This window comes from Bacillus sp. J33, from assembly GCF_000518885.1.
GTDB lineage: Bacteria > Bacillota > Bacilli > Bacillales > Cytobacillaceae > Cytobacillus.
In genome coordinates this window covers 15,259-35,085 of record NZ_JAEL01000057.1, presented here as the reverse complement: position 1 = coordinate 35,085, position 19,827 = coordinate 15,259, and the positions used below count along the sequence as shown (strand labels likewise).

24 protein-coding genes, 1 tRNA gene and 1 riboswitch are annotated in these 19,827 nt (G+C 39.5%); of the genes, 18 read left to right on the top strand and 7 right to left on the bottom strand.

Features of this window, described 5'->3' with window-relative positions:
* The first annotated feature begins 3 nt into the window (after window positions 1–3).
* The 7 genes from L634_RS34960 (at window position 4) to L634_RS0116355 (ending at window position 7,081) form a co-directional block, all read left to right on the top strand.
* Window positions 4–90, top strand: a complete 87-nt coding sequence (locus L634_RS34960) for a hypothetical protein (RefSeq protein ID WP_442852707.1) — start codon at window positions 4–6, stop codon at window positions 88–90.
* A gap of 412 nt (window positions 91–502) precedes the next feature.
* On the top strand, window positions 503–703 hold the full coding sequence (locus tag L634_RS0116380) for a YqgQ family protein (protein ID WP_026583374.1): 201 nt from the start codon (window positions 503–505) through the stop codon (window positions 701–703).
* Between the two features lie 17 nt (window positions 704–720).
* Entirely contained in the window at window positions 721–1,683 is a 963-nt protein-coding gene (locus tag L634_RS0116375; RefSeq protein ID WP_026583373.1) for an ROK family glucokinase, read from the top strand.
* 261 nt (window positions 1,684–1,944) lie between these two features.
* On the top strand, window positions 1,945–3,807 hold the full coding sequence (locus L634_RS0116370) for an LTA synthase family protein (protein WP_026583372.1): 1,863 nt from the start codon (window positions 1,945–1,947) through the stop codon (window positions 3,805–3,807).
* 111 nt (window positions 3,808–3,918) lie between these two features.
* Window positions 3,919–5,106: a M14 family metallopeptidase gene (locus L634_RS0116365; protein WP_026583371.1), complete on the top strand. Its 1,188-nt coding sequence runs from the start codon at window positions 3,919–3,921 to the stop codon at window positions 5,104–5,106.
* A 499-nt stretch (window positions 5,107–5,605) separates the two neighbouring features.
* Window positions 5,606–6,727 carry a hypothetical protein gene (locus tag L634_RS0116360; RefSeq protein WP_051428358.1) on the top strand — a complete coding sequence of 374 codons (1,122 nt, stop codon included), beginning with the start codon at window positions 5,606–5,608 and terminating at the stop codon, window positions 6,725–6,727.
* Between the two features lie 33 nt (window positions 6,728–6,760).
* Window positions 6,761–7,081, top strand: a complete 321-nt coding sequence (locus L634_RS0116355; protein WP_026583369.1) for an MTH1187 family thiamine-binding protein — start codon at window positions 6,761–6,763, stop codon at window positions 7,079–7,081.
* Window positions 7,082–7,113: 32 nt separating this feature from the next.
* Here L634_RS0116355 and L634_RS32790 read toward each other — a convergent pair whose 3' ends face one another.
* Both L634_RS32790 and L634_RS0116345 read right to left on the bottom strand, forming a co-directional pair.
* Window positions 7,114–7,287, bottom strand: coding sequence for a DUF2759 domain-containing protein (locus tag L634_RS32790; RefSeq protein WP_026583368.1), 174 nt, complete (start codon window positions 7,285–7,287; stop codon window positions 7,114–7,116).
* Window positions 7,288–7,413: 126 nt separating this feature from the next.
* Window positions 7,414–7,893, bottom strand: coding sequence for a hypothetical protein (locus L634_RS0116345; protein WP_026583367.1), 480 nt, complete (start codon window positions 7,891–7,893; stop codon window positions 7,414–7,416).
* A gap of 100 nt (window positions 7,894–7,993) precedes the next feature.
* Between L634_RS0116345 and L634_RS0116340 the strand changes: the two genes are divergently transcribed.
* Together L634_RS0116340 and L634_RS0116335 are read left to right on the top strand one after the other, a co-directional pair.
* On the top strand, window positions 7,994–8,629 hold the full coding sequence (locus tag L634_RS0116340; RefSeq protein ID WP_026583366.1) for an MBL fold metallo-hydrolase: 636 nt from the start codon (window positions 7,994–7,996) through the stop codon (window positions 8,627–8,629).
* Between the two features lie 203 nt (window positions 8,630–8,832).
* Window positions 8,833–9,903, top strand: a complete 1,071-nt coding sequence (locus L634_RS0116335) for a class I SAM-dependent methyltransferase (protein WP_026583365.1) — start codon at window positions 8,833–8,835, stop codon at window positions 9,901–9,903.
* Between the two features lie 57 nt (window positions 9,904–9,960).
* Here L634_RS0116335 and L634_RS0116330 read toward each other — a convergent pair whose 3' ends face one another.
* The 3 genes from L634_RS0116330 to L634_RS0116320 all read right to left on the bottom strand — a co-directional run bounded on the left by L634_RS0116330 (window position 9,961) and on the right by L634_RS0116320 (window position 11,486).
* A complete protein-coding gene (locus tag L634_RS0116330) occupies window positions 9,961–10,206 on the bottom strand; it encodes a DUF2626 domain-containing protein (protein WP_026583364.1) in 246 nt (81 codons plus the stop codon).
* Between the two features lie 166 nt (window positions 10,207–10,372).
* Complete coding sequence (locus L634_RS0116325) at window positions 10,373–11,071, bottom strand: helix-turn-helix transcriptional regulator (RefSeq protein WP_026583363.1); 699 nt, start codon at window positions 11,069–11,071, stop codon at window positions 10,373–10,375.
* 343 nt (window positions 11,072–11,414) lie between these two features.
* Window positions 11,415–11,486, bottom strand: a tRNA-Gln gene (locus tag L634_RS0116320).
* Window positions 11,487–11,644: 158 nt separating this feature from the next.
* Here L634_RS0116320 and comGA point away from each other — a divergent pair.
* From comGA to L634_RS0116275, 9 genes are all read left to right on the top strand, one after another.
* The gene (gene comGA / locus L634_RS0116315; protein WP_026583362.1) at window positions 11,645–12,715 is read left to right on the top strand and encodes a competence type IV pilus ATPase ComGA; all 1,071 of its coding nucleotides are present in this window, start codon (window positions 11,645–11,647) and stop codon (window positions 12,713–12,715) included.
* Window positions 12,702–13,733, top strand: coding sequence for a competence type IV pilus assembly protein ComGB (comGB, locus tag L634_RS0116310; RefSeq protein ID WP_026583361.1), 1,032 nt, complete (start codon window positions 12,702–12,704; stop codon window positions 13,731–13,733). Before comGA ends, comGB begins: the two co-directional genes overlap by 14 nt.
* 14 nt (window positions 13,734–13,747) lie before the next feature.
* Window positions 13,748–14,155 (top strand): competence type IV pilus major pilin ComGC, encoded by a 408-nt coding sequence (comGC, locus tag L634_RS0116305; protein WP_269521560.1) that lies wholly within the window; start codon window positions 13,748–13,750, stop codon window positions 14,153–14,155.
* Complete coding sequence (comGD, locus tag L634_RS0116300) at window positions 14,152–14,592, top strand: competence type IV pilus minor pilin ComGD (protein WP_026583359.1); 441 nt, start codon at window positions 14,152–14,154, stop codon at window positions 14,590–14,592. Before comGC ends, comGD begins: the two co-directional genes overlap by 4 nt.
* On the top strand, window positions 14,576–14,905 hold the full coding sequence (locus tag L634_RS0116295) for a phosphatase (protein WP_026583358.1): 330 nt from the start codon (window positions 14,576–14,578) through the stop codon (window positions 14,903–14,905). Before comGD ends, L634_RS0116295 begins: the two co-directional genes overlap by 17 nt.
* Window positions 14,856–15,335, top strand: coding sequence for a competence type IV pilus minor pilin ComGF (gene comGF / locus L634_RS0116290; RefSeq protein WP_232233787.1), 480 nt, complete (start codon window positions 14,856–14,858; stop codon window positions 15,333–15,335). The genes L634_RS0116295 and comGF overlap by 50 nt, the downstream gene beginning before the upstream one ends.
* Window positions 15,325–15,708: a competence type IV pilus minor pilin ComGG gene (gene comGG, locus L634_RS0116285; RefSeq protein ID WP_026583356.1), complete on the top strand. Its 384-nt coding sequence runs from the start codon at window positions 15,325–15,327 to the stop codon at window positions 15,706–15,708. The genes comGF and comGG overlap by 11 nt, the downstream gene beginning before the upstream one ends.
* Before the next feature lie 13 nt (window positions 15,709–15,721).
* Window positions 15,722–16,219 (top strand): shikimate kinase, encoded by a 498-nt coding sequence (locus tag L634_RS0116280; RefSeq protein ID WP_026583355.1) that lies wholly within the window; start codon window positions 15,722–15,724, stop codon window positions 16,217–16,219.
* A 90-nt stretch (window positions 16,220–16,309) separates the two neighbouring features.
* Complete coding sequence (locus L634_RS0116275) at window positions 16,310–16,495, top strand: YqzE family protein (RefSeq protein WP_026583354.1); 186 nt, start codon at window positions 16,310–16,312, stop codon at window positions 16,493–16,495.
* A 343-nt stretch (window positions 16,496–16,838) separates the two neighbouring features.
* Here L634_RS0116275 and L634_RS0116270 read toward each other — a convergent pair whose 3' ends face one another.
* Window positions 16,839–17,633: a YqhG family protein gene (locus L634_RS0116270; protein WP_026583353.1), complete on the bottom strand. Its 795-nt coding sequence runs from the start codon at window positions 17,631–17,633 to the stop codon at window positions 16,839–16,841.
* Entirely contained in the window at window positions 17,611–19,299 is a 1,689-nt protein-coding gene (locus L634_RS0116265) for a DEAD/DEAH box helicase (protein WP_026583352.1), read from the bottom strand. The genes L634_RS0116270 and L634_RS0116265 overlap by 23 nt, the downstream gene beginning before the upstream one ends.
* Before the next feature lie 393 nt (window positions 19,300–19,692).
* Window positions 19,693–19,783, top strand: a riboswitch (glycine riboswitch).
* Window positions 19,784–19,827: the final 44 nt, after the last annotated feature.

The window sequence follows — 19,827 nt, the reverse complement described above, 5'->3', positions numbered from 1 at the left end:
TATATTCATCATTACAATTATACAAGGAGACAAAAACGATTAAATCGACAGTCTCCAGTAAATTATCGCCGCCAGCACCTTATAGCATAAGGAAATGGGTCCCCAAAAAGGAACACACAAAATATTTTAAGTGCACTACTTGATATGGAGCAACGCATGATACCTTNTTGGGGAGCTAGTTGTGTTACAAACTTGGCTTTCTAGCGTGGAAATCATGCGTGACGAGGCTCNATGTCAAGTAAATAAAAAGAATGAAATAACTAAAATATCAAAAAAAGGGNGCCATTTCCATGAGGATACAGCTCCGGTTTTTTAATATCTATACTATATGGGGGCTTGACCAGTATTAGGGAGGGTTTCTTTTTTATATTTGGACATGTTAAAGTCGGGCTAAGGCTTCTAGGGTGGAATTTAACAGGCGCTCCTTTCCTCTTGAGGAGGGGGGGAAATTAGATTATACTTTAATGTGGCAAAAACTTATGGATAAGGTCGAGGTAAAGGGATGAAAACCATTTATGACATACAGCAATTCCTGAAGAAATTTGGGACAATCATATACATAGGAGATAGAGAGGCTGACTTGGAGCTGATGGCTTCTGAATTAAAAGAACTCTATGATTCCCAGCTTATTGAAGTAAAAGACTATCAAAGTGCAGCTTTGCTTATACGGACAGAACTTCAGCGTCTGCAGGAGAAAAAATAGGAGAAAAGGTGATTATTTTGGCAGAGAAGTGGCTAATTGGTGTAGATTTGGGCGGGACAACGACTAAACTTGCTTTCATCAATTATTATGGAGAAATTATTCACAAGTGGGAAATCCCAACAGATAATAGCGAAGAGGGCAAAAATATTACGATTAATATAGCAAAAGCGATAGACACCAAAATGGAAGAACTGGGTCTGTCGAAGGACCAGATAATAGGCCTTGGCATGGGAGCTCCAGGACCTGTCAATCTTTCCACCGGTGTGGTTTATAATACTGTTAATCTAGGATGGAAAGATAATTACCCATTAAAAGACCTGCTTGAAGTAGAAACTTCTCTTCCAGTGATTATCGATAATGATGCAAACTGTGCTGCCCTTGGGGAAATGTGGAAGGGTGCCGGAAATGGGGCGAAAGACCTGGTATGTGTCACTCTTGGAACGGGTGTCGGAGGCGGTGTTATTGCGAACGGTGATATTGTCCAGGGAGTGAGCGGTGCTGCTGGTGAGATTGGCCATATTACATCAGTCCCTGCAGGAGGGGCTCAGTGCAATTGCGGTAAAACGGGCTGCCTTGAAACAATTGCATCTGCTACTGGAATTGTTCGGCAGGCTGTTGAAAAACTTCAGATGGTTAATACAGGCGAACTAGCTGCATTTTACAAAGAGAAAGGTCATATTACAGCAAAGGACGTTTTCGATACAGCAAGGGGAGGAGATGCAGCTTCACTTTCAGTGATCAGCGAAACAGCCTTCCATTTGGGATTAGCTTTGGCCAATATTGCCAATACGCTTAATCCGGAAAAAATAGTATTGGGAGGCGGCGTTTCAAAAGCTGGAGACATATTGTTAAAGCCAGTTATTGAAAACTTCGGAAAATTTGCATTCCCTAGAGTAAAGGAATCAACTGTAATTGATATTGCCACTTTGGGAAATGATGCTGGTGTAATTGGAGCAGCCTGGTTGGCTAAAAACAAATAGTTGATTAAAGTACCTGTGTAAAAGCAGGTACTTTTTTATTGCTGGGCTAAAGATTCTGAATTATCATAAAAATAATGTTTCAACTGCCTTATAATGGGGTAATTACATATCAGCATTTTTATTATTGACAGGCAGACTATAACACTTTGATTAAGTTCACGTAAAATGTATAAAAGTTCGTTTTGAAAAATATATTTTTTTTATTATGCAAGATAGGCTGAGCTTTGTTGCTTCCAATTTTAAGGGAGGTAGAAAAGGATCATGAAAAAAATTCAATGGTCAAAGTTCTCGCTGATAATCCTTGCGACAATTCTGCTTTGGCTTAAGACATACATTGTCTATAAAACAAGTTTTGAAATCAAAATAGAAAATTGGAAACAGGAATTGATCTTGCTTCTCAATCCATTAAGCTTTTTGCTATTTATTTTTGGGATTGGCTTATTTTTGAAAGAAAGAAGACAAAAACATTTTTTATTGATTTCCAGTTTTATTATTTCAGCTGTCCTATTTGCCAATGTGGTTTTTTACAGATTCTTTAATGATTTTTTAACAATTCCCGTACTTTTTCAGGCGAGTAATATGAGTGATCTGGGGAGCAGTGTGAATGAGCTTTTAAATTGGAGTGATTGGATTTATTTCGCTGACTTTGCAATTCTGGTATTAATTGTTTTCCTAAAACCTGCATTTGCGGCTTATCGTCCTGTGTCCAAAATGTATCGCAGAGCATACTTTTTAGCTGCCGCTGCTATCGCTTTTTTTAATCTTGCAGTAGCTGAAACTGAACGACCGCAGCTGCTGACACGAACATTTGACAGGGAAATTCTTGTTAAGAATATTGGAACCTATAATTATCATATCTATGATCTCTTTCTTCAATCTAAGTCATCTGCCCAAAGAGCGCTGGCAGACGGAAGTGAACTAGCAGATATAGCTAACTATGTTGCGGCTGATTATAAGAAACCAGATGAAGAGATGTTTGGTATAGCAAAAGACAAGAATGTTATCCTGATTTCCATGGAATCAACCCAGGATTTTGTCATCAATGAAACAGTAAATGGTCAGGAGATCACGCCATTTCTGAATGACTTTATTAAGGAAAGCTATTATTTTGAAAATTTCTATCATCAGACTGCCCAGGGAAAAACATCAGATTCCGAATTCCTGCTGGATACTTCGCTGTTTCCGCTAAGCCGGGGAGCTGTATTCTTCACTCATTCCAATAACAAATACCATGCCACTCCGGAAATATTAAAAGATCAAGGATATTTTACTGCCTCACTGCATGCAAATAACAAAAGTTTTTGGAACAGGGATATCATGTATCAAGCTTTTGGCTATGACCGTTTTTACTCTTTGCCGGATTATCAGGTCAGCAATAAAAATTCAGTTGGCTGGGGCTTGAAGGATATAGATTTCTTCGAGCAATCTGTACACCACTTAAAAGAAATGCCTACCCCTTTTTATGCAAAGTTTATAACCCTTACAAATCACTTTCCTTTTGACCTGGGGGAAGAAGATCAGTTTATTGAGCCATATCATTCAGCTGATAAAACAGTAAATAATTATATTCAAACCGTCCGTTATCAGGATGAAGCGCTAAAAATTTTCATTGAACGTTTAAAAGATGAAGGACTATATGAAGACTCAATTATTATTCTTTATGGAGACCATTATGGAATTTCGGAAAACCATAATGAAGCGATGAGCGAATTCCTTGGAAAAAAAGTTACGCCTTTTGTCAGCACCCAGCTGCAAAAAGTTCCGTTAATCATTCATATTCCTGGGCGTGAAGGGAAAGTGATTTCCAAGGTTTCAGGCCAAATTGATCTTAAGCCGACTATTCTTCACCTTCTAGGTATAGAAACAAAAGGATCCATTGAATTTGGATCTGATTTATTTGTGAAGGATAAAATGGATTTCACAGTATTGCGGGACGGCAGTTTTATAACGAAAAATTATGTTTATACAAAGGGTATCTGCTATGAAAAGGAGACAGAAAAGCCAATTGATAAATCTGCCTGCGAGCCATATATGGAAAAAGCAAAAAATGAGCTTGAATACTCAGATAAAATTATATATGGCGACCTGTTGAGGTTCTACGAGGAATCGAATCCGGAATCCTAATTGGTGACAGCTAGCTTTAAGCCTGTGATTTCACGGGCTTTTTTCTGCGGCTAAACAGTCATCTTTTTTCTTTTCTTTCATAAGATTGAAATGATGGAAAGGGGGAGAAAGATGAAAGTTAAAGTCCGTTCCGGAGATTCTTTATGGTATTACAGCCAGCTCTTTATGATGCCGGTAAACCTTATTGTTGATTCCAATCCTAGCATAAATCCTTCAGCACTGCAGATTGGACAGGAAATAAGCATACCTGGCTTTACCCTGCAAAACTATACTATTAAAAAGGGAGACACCTTCTGGAAGCTGAGCGCCTCCAGAAATCTGTCTGTAGATGCCCTTCTGCTGATTAATCAAACCCTTGATCCAAACAGCTTAACTGCTGGTACAATCATAAAGCTGCCAAGGCGGGTCATCTCACCTATTGTGGCAGGCAGGAGACAATATGACTTTCAGGCTTTAACAGCTGATCTATCCACATTGGCGGCTATCTATCCATTTATTAAGATAAATACGATTGGAAATAGTGTTCTTGGGAAGCCTATTCAGGAAATTAGGCTGGGAAAGGGGAATAAAAAGGTCCATATAAATGCTTCTTTCCATGCGAATGAGTGGATTACAACCCCCATTTTAATGGCATTATTAAACAGCTTTCTATTATCCCTAACCAATGTCAGGCCGATCAGAGGATTGTCGACGATGCCTTTATATAATTCTGTTGATCTTTCCATAGTGCCAATGGTTAATCCGGATGGTGTTGACCTGGTCTTAAATGGGCCTCCGCCTGAAGCGAGGGAACAGGTTATTGAAATCAATAGAGGGAGTACTGATTTTTCCGGCTGGAAAGCTAACATTAGAGGGGTGGATCTGAATAATCAATTCCCTGCCAAATGGGAATTTGAAAAAGAGAGATCTGAACAAAATGCACCTGCACCTAGAGATTATCTAGGGGAAGCCCCTTTAACAGAACCGGAAGCCATTGCAATGGCTGACCTTGCAAGGAACAATCAGTTCGATAGAATGCTGGCATTCCATACCCAGGGATCGGAGTTCTACTGGGGATATGAGGGAATGGAACCGCCAGAGTCTCAAGTGATTGCGGCTGAATTTGAAAGGGTAAGCGGCTATAGGGCTGTCCAATATATTGACAGTTTTGCCGGATATAAGGATTGGTTCATTCAAGAATTCCGTAAACCAGGGTTTACGATTGAACTGGGAAGAGGAATCAACCCATTGCCTATTTCGCAATATGATGAAATTTATGAAGAGGTCCTCGGTATTTTCCTGGCCTCGCTCTATATGTAAGGCTGTTTTCGTAAAGTTTGTTGCTTTTTTAACGGCTAACTTAGTTTAACCAACTGAGTTGATTAGAGCGGAGGGTACTTGATCCTCGAAAATGCTATCGCATTTCCTTCGTGCGGTGCTAGGTCAGGGAAGCTTATTCAATGTCCTGCGGGAAGTGAGGGAAGTGGGAGACCCCGCAGGCGAAGCTGAGGAGGCTCTCATTCCTCCCCGCTGACAGCTTAAGTGCCCCATGCTGAAATCAACGGGCAGTAAGTAAAACAACAATTTATGAAAAAAGAGCCATATGAAAAAATATTTATTAAGATGCCGGTTCCTCTATTGTAATTTATGTCACCAGAGACTAAAATAAATTATCATATTATTTCAGAACAGTTCAGCCGCTTTTCCAGCTTGTAGCCGGAAAAACGGCTTTTCCTATTAAAAATGAACAATAATTGAAACATTTTTTACAGTATTTACGTACTCATATATAGGGAGAAAAGGAGGTGCGGATTTGAAAATGATAAAAATTACATATAGATGCCAGTTTCTTTTTTTATTCCTGTTTTTTATCTTATGGATCACTGGCTGTGAAGAAGCAGAAAAGACCAAGGTTCAGTCTGAATCAAAACAAAAACAGGAGAGTTCAGAGGAGTCCGTGCCTCCAGCTAATGCTCTTGTCCCTATAAGAGAAATTAAGGGCGAATTTCAGGAAGCAAATGGCTGGCTCAGCAATGAAGTAATTGTTTACACTGTTAATGCAGGAACCAATTCAAGTGTATATGCTTATCATTTATTTACAGGTGAACAGCACCTCCTTTATGAAACCTCGGTCCCTATCGTATCGGTTACAATCAGCCCAAATGGAAAATATGTGCTGATTCGTTCGTCTCCAGGTACATATGAAAGTATATTGACGGCGGTAAAGGAGAATGGAGAAATTGTATTGGATGAAAGTCTTTCAGCATTTGACATGGCTGTCGAGTGGAATCCGTATGATGAGGAGTCTCTATTTGTTTCGGCCTTTACAGAGGATTGGGATTTCACTTCCTACCATATGGATATTGAGGATGGCCGGCTTGAAGAAATTAAAATAAAGGAACCATTCGCCAAATGGTTGGATGAAGACCATTTATTATATCTTGGCTGGGACAAGGATAATCCGTCTCTATTCGCTCCTTTAATAATGCAATCGATCAGTGGAGAGAATGAAACAAAGGTTATGGATAATATCTTTCAAGTTGATTCACAAAAAAATAAGGTAATGGCCATAACGGTTCCCTCAGAAGAACCCGGCCAAGCTGTTTATACATTTTTAGATAATCGTTTCCAAAAGCAATCGACTATGACAGTCCCCCATTTAACCAGGTTCTCCGATTGGCTGGTTCCATATTATGACTGGACAGAAGATCATTTCATAACCTTCCAGCCTCTGTACAGTGCTGAAAGTGATACCTATGCAGGAGGTTTTCAGCTTATAGCCTTTAATAGTGAGAAAGGTGTTAAGGAAGTTTTGATGGAGGGGATGGAAAATACGCCTATTAGCTGCTCACCGAATGGGAAAGCCTGCTTAACAGGTTTTTATCTGGAAGAAGTAATCATGCTTGATAGCAAAAACAAGGTACCGCTTCTGGAAGGATAAATATTACAAAGACAAAAAATAAGGAGTCTGATTATGGCAATTGCAGATGTTACAGTTATTCCAATTGGAACAGAAACGCCAAGTGTCAGCAGTTATGTAGCTGACATACAGCGTGTATTGAAGAAATACGAAGAGAGCGGGCGAATCCGTTTTCAATTAACCCCAATGAACACGATCATTGAAGGCGAACTTCCGGTTTTATTTGAAGTAATTCAAGCTATGCATGAAGTCCCTTTTGAAAAAGGGCTAATGAGAGTTGCAACAAACATCCGCATTGATGATAGGCGGGATGTAAAAAGAAAAATGGAAGAAAAGGTCGAGAGAGTAGAGAGCCGCTTAAATAGTGAAAAATAAAAGGGCTGCCCGTTTAGGGAAGCCCTTTTATTTTAGTGAACAGCTGGGTATCCGCTGTTTATTAATGTCATTACTGCAAACCATCCGAAAACGGCCAAAGTACCCGCAGCAAAAAATAACCCAAGGAAATTCTTGTTTTTAAGTGCGCTAACGGCACCAAATGCTGCTAACAGTGCAACCAAAGCAAAAATAATGACTAATCCCATTAAAGTAGCCCCCTTTATTTCATAATCAGCAGGCAAAACGCCATGTCTTAAATCATTTTCCAGGTTTATATACCCTATATGTAGTGCCCAAGTATACATTCGTAATTTATTTTATATTTTTTTTTTCTATTTGTCGAGGTCTAAAAATGACACTTGTATGTCATATGCATCGGCAATGCCATTAATTAATTCCCTTAAGTGAAGTTCAGAGAAGTAAACAGGTGCACTGCTGTTATTCTTTGCCGTAAAAACGATATGTTCCTGAAATTGATATTTGGCCATTTGAATCTCTTCTTCACTGCCGTGAGTAATAGAAAAGAGGCAAAGCAGCTCTGAAAACAAATAATAACCTGTTTCCATTTCAATTCCAAAGTCATCAAAAGTTTCTCCCTTTACACCTGATTCTATGTAATAAGCTTTTAGGGATTCTTCGAAAAGGCCAGCTTCAATCAGGGCGCCTTTAGCATATTCCGCATGCTCTTTTTTTTCGAAGAAAAATATCCTTTGCCGATAATCGAATAATTCTGTTTTGTTTGCTATGAATTCAATAAATTCCGGCACTTCTTCAATTATAAAGTTAGCTTCTATTCCATAAAGAACTTGCATCTTCTTCTCCTTTAATCGAGGTTTATACATCCCATTTAATTATGCAGCGAATATAGTGTAAAATAAAAGATAAATTATTCATAATTTGGAGGTGTCATTGATGGAATGGAAACAAATTCCCCTCGGCCCATTGCAAACAAACTGTTATGTCCTAACTAATCAAAGCAAAGCATGCTTAATTTTTGATCCGGGTGAAGAAAGCGAAAAGCTCAGCAGGTTTATTAAGCAAAAAGGGTTAAGACCTCTTGCTATCATTCTTACTCATGCGCATTTTGATCATATTGGGGCGGTCGATGATATTAGGGAAGAATATGCTATTCCGGTATACATACACGAAAAAGAGGCTGCATGGCTCCCTGATCCGGCTTTAAACGGATCTCACCTTTTTAAAGTGGGAAAACTAATAAAAGCCAAGCCTGCCGATCATATTATAACGGGCGAAAAAGAGTTAAGGATAGGAGAGTTTACTTTTTCAATTCTCGAAACACCTGGGCATTCCCCTGGGAGCATTTCGTTATATTTTAAAGATGCAGAACTGGTGGTTGCTGGCGATGCCTTATTTAGCGGCAGCATTGGCCGAACAGATCTGCCTGGCGGAAACCATCAGCAGCTGCTTGATAGCATCCATAGCAAACTACTGGCCCTGCCCGAAGAAACAGCTGTTCTCCCAGGGCATGGACCCGCTACAACTATTGGCCAAGAAATGGACTCCAATCCTTTTCTAAATGGCTTCTAAAAATGAAAATAGAAAAGCCCTTCTCCTAAAGAGAAGGGCTTTTCTGGGGGATGTTTTATTCATATAATGGGAGGGGATATAGTTAAGCTACTACTTTAACAATATATCACAGAAATCACTATGTCAATAGTGAAAAATAGATAAATAAAGGACTTTAATAACAAAGTATTTTTATACTTAATCCATAGGGAAAAGGTGTCAGTATGCTGAATTTTTTAATTGATTATATAGAAAAGACCCCCTCAAAAATGATTAGCTATGCCAAGTATATGGAGCAAGCCCTTTACCATCCAGAATACGGATACTATATGAAAAACAAACCCAAAATCGGCCCTAAGGGTGACTTTATCACTACAAGCAATATTTCCGATATTTATGGAAGGACAGTTGCTAAATGGTATTACAAGGAAGCCAGGAAACATCAGCTTCCTTTTCAAGTATGTGAAATAGGGGGCGGTAACGGGCGCTTTGCAAAGGCATTCATTGAAGAGTGGAACTTGATTGCGGTCGATGAGCTTCAATATAATATTTTGGAGACAAGCCCTTACCACTGCGGGCTGCAGAGGGAGGAAATTTCATTTTCGGAGAAAATCAGGCAAATCGCAAGCCTTGATGAAATAACTCCATTTCGAGGTTTGATTTTCTCAAATGAATTGTTTGATGCCCTTCCTGTCCATGTTATTGAAAAGACAGAGGAAGGGTTATCGGAGGTAATGGTAACGGTTAAAGATGGGCAGCTGTCAGAAATCGCTGTACCTTTAAAAGATGGATCGATTTTTTTATTTTTTGAAGAAAGCGGCTTAATATTAAGCGAAGGACAGAGAATTGAAATTCCTCTGCAGATGGAACCGATCATTAAAAATATGGCTTCTGCTCTGGACCAAGGAATGGTGCTGACAGTGGATTACGGCTATTCAAATGAGGAGTGGCAAGAACCGTACAGAAGAGCCGGGAGCCTAAGAGGATATTACAGACATACACAAATAAATAATATTCTGGAGCACCCAGGAGAAATGGATATAACCAGCCATATTCATTTTGATTCGCTAATCCGGATAGGGGAGAAACACGGCCTGAAATTTATTTATAAAATGAGGCAGGATGAATACTTGCTATCTGCAGGTATTTTAGAAGAGTTAGAAAGCCATTACGACCCTAATCCATTTTCAGAGACAAGCAAAAGAAACAGAGCGATCAGGAGTCTTATTATGCCATCGGGAATGAGTTCTGCATTTCATACAGTCCTTCAATATAAAGGAATTGAAGCCAAATAAAAAAGCGATGAATCTTCATCGCTTTTTTAACTAATATTGATATTATTGCAAGGGCTATTAGTGGCCGCCCGCGCCTGGTGTCATCATAAAAGTTGACCAGTAAGTGAAGCCTACAAAGAAAATTGTTAAGTACGCTCCAAAAACATAAATATACATACGTTCGGAAAGCTTTAAGTAGCTTAAAAGCAGGAAAAATCCTGTTTGGCCGAAGAAAATTAGGGACGTTGTATACATGTCGCCAAGGTAAAACATAACGGCGAAAATTCCCGTCCAGAATCCTAACACTCTGTACATACGATCCATATGTATCCCTCCTTTTACCCTAACAAGTCCATCACTACAATATTATAAAGTAAATACTTATTAAAAGTAAATAATGGTTTCTAAATAGTATCGAAAAGAGCCGGGAAAAACAAGCTGACGCCAGGTTCTGGCACATAGTTCCCGGCCGTTATGGATTGCAGGACATTTAATTTCCAACAATCGCCTGGTACGAACAAGTATCACAGCCAGTCAGCATATTTTGCTTTTCCACCAGCTGAATGGAATCAAACAAGCTTTCAAACATTCCCTGCAAAAATTCAAAGTGCATATTGCATACAGGCTCGGTGTGCTTGGCGGCTACCTCTTTAAATGGGCAATTGTAAATCTGGAAGTAAATTTTTGTTTTTTCTTCATTTGTATCAAATTCCGGATGAAAACCTGACAAATTGGCAGCGTGTTTTAAAATATTCAACTTATGGTCAAAAGTTAATTCCACAGAGCTGGAGAATCTTTTAAGCTCCTGACCAATTAGCTCTTTGCCAAATCTTTTGCCGGTAGCATATAGAGCTTTCCTGCCTTCTTCGCCTAATTCAAGCATGGTTTCCATGGCAATCTTCGCAAGAAGCTGATAATCCCTGTATGGGAAATTCAGCTGAATTACATCATCAGACAAGCGGTACAGCCTGCTGGGCCTTCCGCCTTTTCCAGTTTTTTTTGTCTCAGAAACGAGCATATATACATCTTCCAGCTTAGATAGATGCAATCTGGCCACATTGGGATGGATGCTGAAGTGATCGGCGATTTCCTGAACGGTAACATCTTTGTGCCTTTTTGCAATGTATTGGTAAATATAATAGCGTGTTGGATCGGATAACACATTTGTAATTTTTAATGTCTGTTCCATTTTATTGTCACCTCAAAAGGGTATTTTTATTGCAATGTGGCGAGAAGCACACCTTTTTTGAATTTTGAAAATTCACAAGGGGCAATAATGCAAGCTGCTCATTAGTCAGCCAAAAGCCTGATCTAAACCTTGGTGGTTTACTTTCTCCCATTATAATACAGCCGCAACAGGTTAACACTGTAATCACTATAAGTTTAGAAAATGTTCACAATTAAACCAGTGAGAGGCCACCGAAGAAATGCAGTTAAATAGGCCGATGACTACGAAGTATAAGCAGAATAAAAGAAGCGAATGGAAGCTGAAAAAAGGAAGGAGAGGCATATCCTCATCCTTCCTCTAAGAACTGGGCTAGCAGGATTCGAACCTGCGCATGACGGAGTCAAAGTCCGTTGCCTTACCGCTTGGCTATAGCCCATAGATAAAACTGCCTTGCAGCTGGTTACGGTTCTATTTTTAGACAGCACCTGATTTTTTATTCACAAATTCGTCAAAAAGTTTTGTCGATAGCTGCAGGAAAAGCGGACAAAAAAACGAATTTAGTCATTACATTAAAAAAAGGTGGTGTTAAAATAATTGAGCACAATAGAAAGAATGGCTGAGCGTATCATAAAAGATGCCGTCAGAAGCCATGCCTCAGATATTCATATTATTCCCCGCAAGAAAGACACTCTAATTCAGTTAAGGCTTGGCAGCAAACTGATCCCAAGGCTTTATCTCCCCAAAGAAGAATGTGACAGGCTAATTTCCCATTTTAAGTTTACAGCCTCAATGGATATCGGAGAAAAGAGGCGGCCGCAAAGCGGAGCATTTTCTCTCGAAGTCGATGGACAAATGATCGGACTCCGTTTTTCAACTCTACCCTCCAGCCAAAAAGAAAGCCTCGTAATAAGAATTCTTCCGCAGCAAGAACAAATTCCTTTCTTTCAAATCAGTCTTTTCCCGAACATGACCAGAAAAATGCTGGCACTTCTGAAGCATGCCCATGGTCTAATAATATTCACCGGGCCAACTGGGAGCGGTAAAACAACAACTTTGTATTCTTTATTAAATGAGACTTCCCATATGTTTCACAGAAATGTTATTACTCTGGAAGACCCCATAGAAAAAGAAAATGACACGGTGCTTCAAGTTCAAGTAAATGAAAAAGCAGGTGTTTCATATGCTTCCGGCTTGAAGGCGATATTGCGCCATGACCCAGACATTATTATGGTGGGGGAGATCCGTGATGCAGAAACAGCCAAAATTGCTGTGAGGGCTGCATTGACGGGCCATTTGGTATTAAGTACTATGCATACAAGGGACGCAAAAGGGGCTGTATACCGTTTAGCCGAGTTTGGGGTTAATATGCTGGAAATTGAGCAGACTCTAGTTGCCGTAACTGCTCAGCGGCTGGTTGAACTGAGCTGTCCATATTGTGACGCTGAATGCTCGCCCTATTGTTTTGGGTATGGGAGATGGAAAAGGGCAAGTGTATTTGAACTGCTGGCAGGACGGGCTCTGAATGCTTCGATTAAAGAAGCGAGAGGAGAGGAATGCGTTGTTAAATACAGAACACTAAAGGAGGTTATAACAAAAGGGATTGCACTTGGCTATATTAAGGAATCGGAATACAGCAGGTGGGTGCATGATGATGAAGCAACATAAATGGACCATTCAGGAACAAGGATATTTTTTGAAAAAAACCGGTGATCTTTTGTCAAGAGGGTATCCTCTAGCGGAAGCTTTGGAATCACTTGTGCATCAGCTGCCCAGTAAAAGAAAGCAGGAGATAGCTCAGTGTCTTTCAGAGTTGAAAGAGGGATACCCATTTTATCAAATTCTCTCAAATATGAATTTTAATAAGAGCCTGATTGGGTATGTATTTTTTGCTGAGCAGCACGGCGGACTGGCTTCCGCTTTCCTGGAAGGCAGTGAAATGATTTTGAAAAGGGGAAAGGATGCAGAAAAACTGAAAAAACTAATTTCATATCCTCTCTTCTTGATGATCATAACTTCTTTTCTTTTTGTATTTGTTGAGAATACATTATTGCCCCGCTTTTCTTCTTTATTTGTTTCTATGAAGCTCCAGCCTAACTTCTTCACTAAGGTTGTTTACCTCTTTGGTGACTTTCTTCCTATCTTTTTAATCATGATTATCCTCTGTGTCACGATTCTTCTGACTTACTACCTTTTCAGGTTTCGAAAGCATTCACCTTTGGACCAGAAACGAAAGCTGGTAAGGATTCCAATAGCAGGTCCTTTTTTTCGTTTGTATTATACCCATTTTTTTGCAGTACAGCTTAGCTATCTGCTTTCTGGCGGACTCTCTGTTTATGAGGCTTTAAGTTTATTTGAACAAAATGAAAAACAGCCATTTTACAAAGGAATAGGAAAAGCCATTAAGAGCCATTTGCGCAGGGGAGATAAGCTAGAAGACATATTAAATGGTTTTCCATTTTTCGAAAGGGAATTATCTAATATCATCCGGCATGGCCAGAAAAACGGCAGACTCGATCAGGAGTTAAACTTTTTTAGCAAACACTGCTTAAGCCTGCTTGAGGAAAAAACAGAGAAACACCTCAAACTGATTCAGCCGCTCTTGTACTTGCTGATTGGTTTTTTAATAGTTTCCATGTATTTGGCAGTATTGCTGCCAATGTTTCATTTATTGGAGGGATTTTAATGAAATTACAGAAAATCAAGAACGGTAAAGCATTCACATTATTAGAGAACCGATGCACAAAATTTCTCAGTAAAATAAAACAAAATAGTGAATTTGGGTTCACCTTAATAGAAATGATGATAGTTCTTTTAGTTATTTCAGTGCTTTTAATCATAACGATACCTAATGTTACCAAACATAATTCAAAAATTAATAGTAAGGGCTGTGAAGCATTTATTCAAATGGTACAGGCTCAAGTGCAGGCATACGAAATTGATAAAAAAGAACCTCCGACCGCTATACAGCAATTAGTTGATGCAGGGTATCTTACTGATAAAACTACCTCATGCCCAAATGGGGATGAAATTAAGATAACAAGTGGAAAAGTAGAACTTGCAGATTCTGCTGGGGCCGTTTCAGTGGCAGATTCATCTGGATCATGATGAAAGATCAAAAAGGCTTTACTCTCCTTGAATCCCTCTGCGTCCTTAGCATATTCCTAATAATCGCCTCAATTACAGCTTTGTTGGCCAAACCACATTTCCTATACTTTGAAAAACAGATGTTTTTTACACAGGTAAAAGCTGACCTTTTATATGCTCAGCAGTACGCCATTACACATCAAACAGATGTAGTTGTCCAATTTGCTCCGGACCAGCATATGTATACGGCGCATATGAAGATGGGTTCTGATCCTATTATTAGCCGTGAATATTCCAAAATGTTTGAGATTGAGAAAGGGACAATGCCTTTGTATTTTCAATATGGGCCAAATGGGAATGCGAATAAATTCGGGAGTTTCTATATCAGGGCTGGGAACGAGCGCTATCAGTTTACTTTTTTAATAGGGCGGGGGAGATTTCATGTGGCGAAGGAATGATGGTTTCTTTATGTCTGAACTCCTGCTCTCATTATCAGCCTGGCTGATTGTTGCTGGAGTATTTTTGCCTCTGATTTTAAAAGCAGCCATGGACTCGGGTGAAATGCAACAGGAATTCGATAGTACTCAGCTTCTTTATGAAACCCTTCAGCAATCTGTTGCAGAAGGATATTTCCCTTTAGAAAAAACTGTAAAAATAGAAAAGACGGTATATTCATTATTCCAAAAGGAAGATGCAGGAATAACGGAGGTTTGTATTAAGTATGAAGATCTATTTCATAAAGCCAAAGAAAAATGTGATGTTCTTAAATAATTATGGTTTTACCATGCTTGAGATGCTTTTTGCTTTTTCGATATTTCTAATGCTAGTTTCTTTTTTGCCTCTAAGTTTTACCTTTCTTTTTCATGATTGGAAATTGGAGGCGAGAACTCAGCGGCTTGAATGGAATGTATTTATTAATCAATTGAAAAAAGAAGTCCGGCTTGCAGATGGCGCAGAAGTTGCAGATGGCAGAGTCACATTGAAAATAGCAGGACAAAATGTAGCTTATGAAAAATATGGATCAAATATAAGGAGGCGAGTGGATTTGAAGGGCCATGAGGTTGTTCTGCAGCAGGTCCATTCTGCCTCTTATACAAGCATAAACGGAGGCTTAAGAATAACCGTGGAAGATACTTTTGGGGAGGATTATTCCGCCTCCGTTTATTCCTATGTAGATTGGGATGTTTCTGATGTACCGTAACGAGAGAGGTTTTGTATATCCTCTTACTTTTATCATTATCCTTGCTGCTTTATTCTTGCTGACTATTCATCTGGAACAATATTTATCTGAAAAAAGGCTTTTGGAAGAAGCGGAAACAGTTTTAAAGCAGGAATATTATTTATTTAATGCAGTTAAACGGACCGAAAGTGCCTTGAAAGAGCATAAAGAGTTTAATGCTTCCGGGAATTATCATTACAGCCATGGGGAAGTGACTTATAGCATAACGCCCTTGACTGAGACTTTGTATCAAATCACATTCAAAACCATTATCGACTCCAATTCTCCAACCATATCTTATGCCTACTATGACACCGATTTGAAAAAAATGATAAAATGGATTGAAAAAAACTGATTGGGGAAAAAAGATGAATTCAATTTATTTAATCGGATTCATGGGTGCAGGAAAGACCATGATAGGAAAAAAACTGGCTGCCTTTTTGAATAAAGAAGTAATCGATACGGATGAAGAAATTATTAAAGCAGAGAAAAAAAGCATCAATGCCATTTTTGCTGAACAAGGTGAAGAATATTTTCGATTGCTTGAATCAAAAATGCTGAAAGATCTCAGTAATCGGGATGCCATTATTACAACAGGAGGCGGAATAGTGGTAAAGCCTGAAAACAGGCAAACTTTAAAAGAAAATGGGAATGTATTTTTTCTTTATGCAACTCCTGAGGAAATCTTTAAACGGCTTGAAAATGACCAATCCAGACCACTGCTCAAAGGCGATAAAATGGCCCGTATTCGTGATCTTTATAATAATCGAATGCCTTTATATAGGGAAGCAGCGAATGTTATCATCGACACTACTAATAAGGATACCGGAGAAATTATTAAAGAAATTATTAAATGTTTAGAATAATCCTGCCTGGACATACTTGTAAATGAAAGAACAGCAATAATCTCGCTTTAGCTAACAGAGGAGTCTGCGGGAAAAGGCAGGTGTGTCTATATGAAATCGAATGAGTATGTAAAATATATTACACAGACAGTAGTTAAATATATTGACCAGCCAAAGGATGAACGGAAAAGGTACCGGATGGAGAAGAAAGATAGGAAAGAACCCTTTTTATATAGATGGTTTGGCGTGCTTCCTTATATCTTCTACTTTGGACTGAGAAAGAAAAAGCATAAATAGGAACAAAAGCGGAAGCTCCTTGACCACTAAAGGAACACAGACTTAAGCCACGTCCTGTGGCAACGTCTGCATGACCCGAATCCTGCGGGCCTCAGGCATAAGACGAATCACGCTGGAAATCTTAATTTCTGGAGTGATTTGGCTTATGACCCGAGCTGCTCGAAGCATCATTCTCCAAATCATGCTCCTCGCAAGATATTCAGGGGAGCCTATTCGGGATGAAAACTGGCTAGGCGCTGGAGCTAGACGCAGACGACTTTTCACAAAGTTATTCATATGATTGGATTTTATAATTTCCTAAATAGCAAAAAACCGGCAGCATTTGCCGGTTTTTTGCTTCTTTTCAGACAGCGCTGTCCGTGAGATAGAAGAGGCCGCCATTTATGATGGAAATATTTATTTTTGGTTCATACTGCTCTTTGAGTGCAGTCTTTTCTGTTTCGTAGCTTTCTCCTTTCTCCTCAGCGTCCTCGTAAAAGTGCTCCAGCAGATCAAGGTCTTTCTGCCAGCGCTTCCTGGCTTCATCGGCCCACGTATGTTCTTCTTGCTCGATCCCCATCTTTAAAAAATTCGCTACCCTTGATACTCCGCTCTTTGGCATAATTAGCGGTGAAAGCGTGAATGAATAATCTGGGATTTTTGGAGTTAAATTCATTCCCATCAGCTTATCATGGAAGTCTTCTACCATTTGTCCATTTATTAATTGCAGGCCAATCGACTTGAACACATCCCTCTTCCGGTCGCATTGATAGGAGATGCGGACATTCATACCCAGCCACGGCCTTAAGGGGGTTTGCATGCCGGGAGCATTTTTATGATTTTCATAAAGACGGATATATCCTGCAAGGTTTCGTGCAGTCTCAAATATCTGATGCAGGCGGGGGGAGCCAAAGTGGATGACTTCACCCTTAATATGCTCAGGAGCCAGCTGCTGGTTTGTTATAAGAGTCAGCTGCATGGGATTAGGGATCCCGCCTGTCTTTTCGAGGTAATGCCAATAAAACGGCCGGTTCATAAGCTCCTTATCCAATTCAATTGTCAGCTGGACTGTCATATATCCAGGTCCTTTTTCGATCATTTCACATCCATTTGCGTGAAAATACCTTTCAAGAAACTTATGAATTTCCTGTTGCTGCATTCAGTCCACCTTCTTTCATATCCTCAGCAAATTGAATCATGCTTGTGAAATTTTCCATTTTAATTCTCATTTCACCTTCTGAAGCTGATTTTCCGAAAATGTCCACAAGATGATCGTCAATATTTCCAAATTCAAGCTTTGTTAAAATATCATCCAGATCTCCAATTACCTTCTCAAATAGATGAATTTTCTCATATAGCAGTTTTAGGACATGCTCTTCCACTGTATCCTTGGTGGCAAAATTATAAATCACAACATCTTTCTCCTGGCCGAGACGGTGGATACGGCCAATTCTCTGTTCAAGACGCATCGGATTCCATGGAAGATCAAAGTTAATGATATGATTACAAAATTGAAGATTTATTCCTTCACCTCCTGCTTCTGTTGCTATGAGAACCTGGGCATTCTTTTGGAAAAGCTCTCTCATCCAATCCTTTTTTCCCCTTTTAAATCCGCCTCTAAAAGGAACTGAGGTTATGCCGTGTTGTTTTAAGAACCATTGCAAATACATTTGCGTTGCACGGTATTCTGTAAAAATGATTACTTTATCATTAATTTTTTGAATTAACTCCAGCGCTTTTTGGGCTTTTGAATTTTGCTGCACAGCCTCTACCTTGGACACAAGGTATTGAATTTGCTCTTGAAATGCCATAGATGGTTCTTCCTGTCTTTTAAGCATGTTTTGCAGGGTAAAATAAACAGCTTCCCTGCTGCTGCAGGCTTCCCTTTGCAGAGTCATTACGGAAAACTGGCTTGAACTGACCCAGTCGCCTTCTCCGCGCAATTCTGTTACAGCATCATATAGCTCTCTCTCTGGCTGAGAAAATTCAATCGGAATCGTTTCAACATGTCTTTTGGTCCATTCAATCCCTGTGTCCGCCCTTCGGTTTCGAATCATGACTTTATTTACAAGTTCTTTTAAATGTTCATCATCATTTAATGAACGTGAGTCTTTTTTATAACTCTCATAAAAAGCCGATTCATTGCCAAGATGGCCGGGTTTTAGGAGAGACACCAAGTTGAAGATTTCGCTGATCCGGTTTTGGATAGGTGTTGCAGTTAGCAAAAGGCAAAATTTCTTTTTTAAATTTTGCACAAACTCATAGTTTTTTGTTTTGTTATTTTTAAGCTTATGGGCCTCATCAATAATGATTAAGTCATAATTCAGGCTATAGATAATATCCCGATGAGGGTTGCGCTTGGCGGTGTCGATTGATGAAACGACAACATCGCATTGTTCCCAGACATAACTTTTCCGCTGGGCGACAGCAGGAATAAAAAATTTGCTGTTCAGTTCCATGGCCCATTGAGATACAAGAGAAGCTGGCACGAGAATCAGAACCTTTTTCACTAAACCTCTTATCATATATTCTTTTAAAATAAGGCCAGCTTCGATTGTTTTGCCAAGACCAACTTCGTCCGCCAGGATTGCTTTTCCGTTCATGCTTTCAACAACCTGCTTTGCAACTTCAAGCTGATGGGGAAGCGGAGTCAGGTTTGGAAGATGCTTTGGAGCCTGCAGGCCTTCAAACTCAGGAATGATCGTATGGTTTTCAACCTCTACAGCCAGCTTATACAGCTCCCAATTCCCCCAGGGGCCGTCATCTTCTATTCTCTTTAAAAATTCATCCTGCCAGGAAGAATCAAAGCCAATTTGCACCGTCATAAAAACAGCTCCTTTAATCTATAAATATCAAGTGAAAATAAAGAGGACAAAAAGAGCCGAGAAGAACATCGAAGCTCCGCATAAAGAAAAAGCTTCTCCGAATAAACATCGCACGCAATGAAAAGCGGTTTTCTTATTCAAGGAGCAGAGCGCATGGGTTTAAAAACTTGAGCAGTGGAAAAGCAAGCTGACGCAGAGATTCGACAGCTATTTTTCCCGGACTTTTTGAACTTCCTCTAAAACATATTGCCCAAACCGGGTTTAGGTGGTAGGATGATAGTAGCTTTGAAAGTTTAGAAAGTTAACACATTAAATTTAGTTTACCGAAATAATGGAATCACTTTTTTCTGTTTGGTATAAGTATGACCAACTTGGAAAATTTTATAAATGCGAATGATAACAAGGGGAGAGACTACGTTTGTAGCGCCGAAGGAGCAAGCAAATCACCTGTGAATCTCTCAGGCAAAAGAACTCTTGTTTGACGCAGCTCTGGAGAGCGCTCTTTTTATGGAGCCACCCAAGGGGAAA

Bases quoted from the DNA above. Each gene is read 5' to 3' on its own strand.
- L634_RS0116340 (WP_026583366.1), top strand. From the start codon at position 7,994: ATGGAATGGAAACAAATTCCCCTCGGCCCATTGCAAACAAACTGTTAT.
- L634_RS0116295 (WP_026583358.1), top strand. From the start codon at position 14,576: ATGTGGCGAAGGAATGATGGTTTCTTTATGTCTGAACTCCTGCTCTCA.
- L634_RS0116360 (WP_051428358.1), top strand. From the start codon at position 5,606: ATGATAAAAATTACATATAGATGCCAGTTTCTTTTTTTATTCCTGTTT.
- L634_RS32790 (WP_026583368.1), bottom strand. From the start codon at position 7,287: ATGGGATTAGTCATTATTTTTGCTTTGGTTGCACTGTTAGCAGCATTT.
- L634_RS0116330 (WP_026583364.1), bottom strand. From the start codon at position 10,206: ATGGATCGTATGTACAGAGTGTTAGGATTCTGGACGGGAATTTTCGCC.
- L634_RS0116355 (WP_026583369.1), top strand. From the start codon at position 6,761: ATGGCAATTGCAGATGTTACAGTTATTCCAATTGGAACAGAAACGCCA.
- L634_RS0116270 (WP_026583353.1), bottom strand. From the start codon at position 17,633: ATGCAGCAACAGGAAATTCATAAGTTTCTTGAAAGGTATTTTCACGCA.
- comGG (WP_026583356.1), top strand. From the start codon at position 15,325: ATGTACCGTAACGAGAGAGGTTTTGTATATCCTCTTACTTTTATCATT.
- L634_RS0116265 (WP_026583352.1), bottom strand. From the start codon at position 19,299: ATGACGGTGCAAATTGGCTTTGATTCTTCCTGGCAGGATGAATTTTTA.
- L634_RS0116335 (WP_026583365.1), top strand. From the start codon at position 8,833: ATGCTGAATTTTTTAATTGATTATATAGAAAAGACCCCCTCAAAAATG.
- L634_RS0116345 (WP_026583367.1), bottom strand. From the start codon at position 7,893: ATGCAAGTTCTTTATGGAATAGAAGCTAACTTTATAATTGAAGAAGTG.
- L634_RS0116380 (WP_026583374.1), top strand. From the start codon at position 503: ATGAAAACCATTTATGACATACAGCAATTCCTGAAGAAATTTGGGACA.
- L634_RS0116325 (WP_026583363.1), bottom strand. From the start codon at position 11,071: ATGGAACAGACATTAAAAATTACAAATGTGTTATCCGATCCAACACGC.
- L634_RS0116365 (WP_026583371.1), top strand. From the start codon at position 3,919: ATGAAAGTTAAAGTCCGTTCCGGAGATTCTTTATGGTATTACAGCCAG.
- comGD (WP_026583359.1), top strand. From the start codon at position 14,152: ATGATGAAAGATCAAAAAGGCTTTACTCTCCTTGAATCCCTCTGCGTC.
- L634_RS0116280 (WP_026583355.1), top strand. From the start codon at position 15,722: ATGAATTCAATTTATTTAATCGGATTCATGGGTGCAGGAAAGACCATG.
- L634_RS0116370 (WP_026583372.1), top strand. From the start codon at position 1,945: ATGAAAAAAATTCAATGGTCAAAGTTCTCGCTGATAATCCTTGCGACA.
- L634_RS0116275 (WP_026583354.1), top strand. From the start codon at position 16,310: ATGAAATCGAATGAGTATGTAAAATATATTACACAGACAGTAGTTAAA.
- comGF (WP_232233787.1), top strand. From the start codon at position 14,856: ATGAAGATCTATTTCATAAAGCCAAAGAAAAATGTGATGTTCTTAAAT.
- comGB (WP_026583361.1), top strand. From the start codon at position 12,702: ATGAAGCAACATAAATGGACCATTCAGGAACAAGGATATTTTTTGAAA.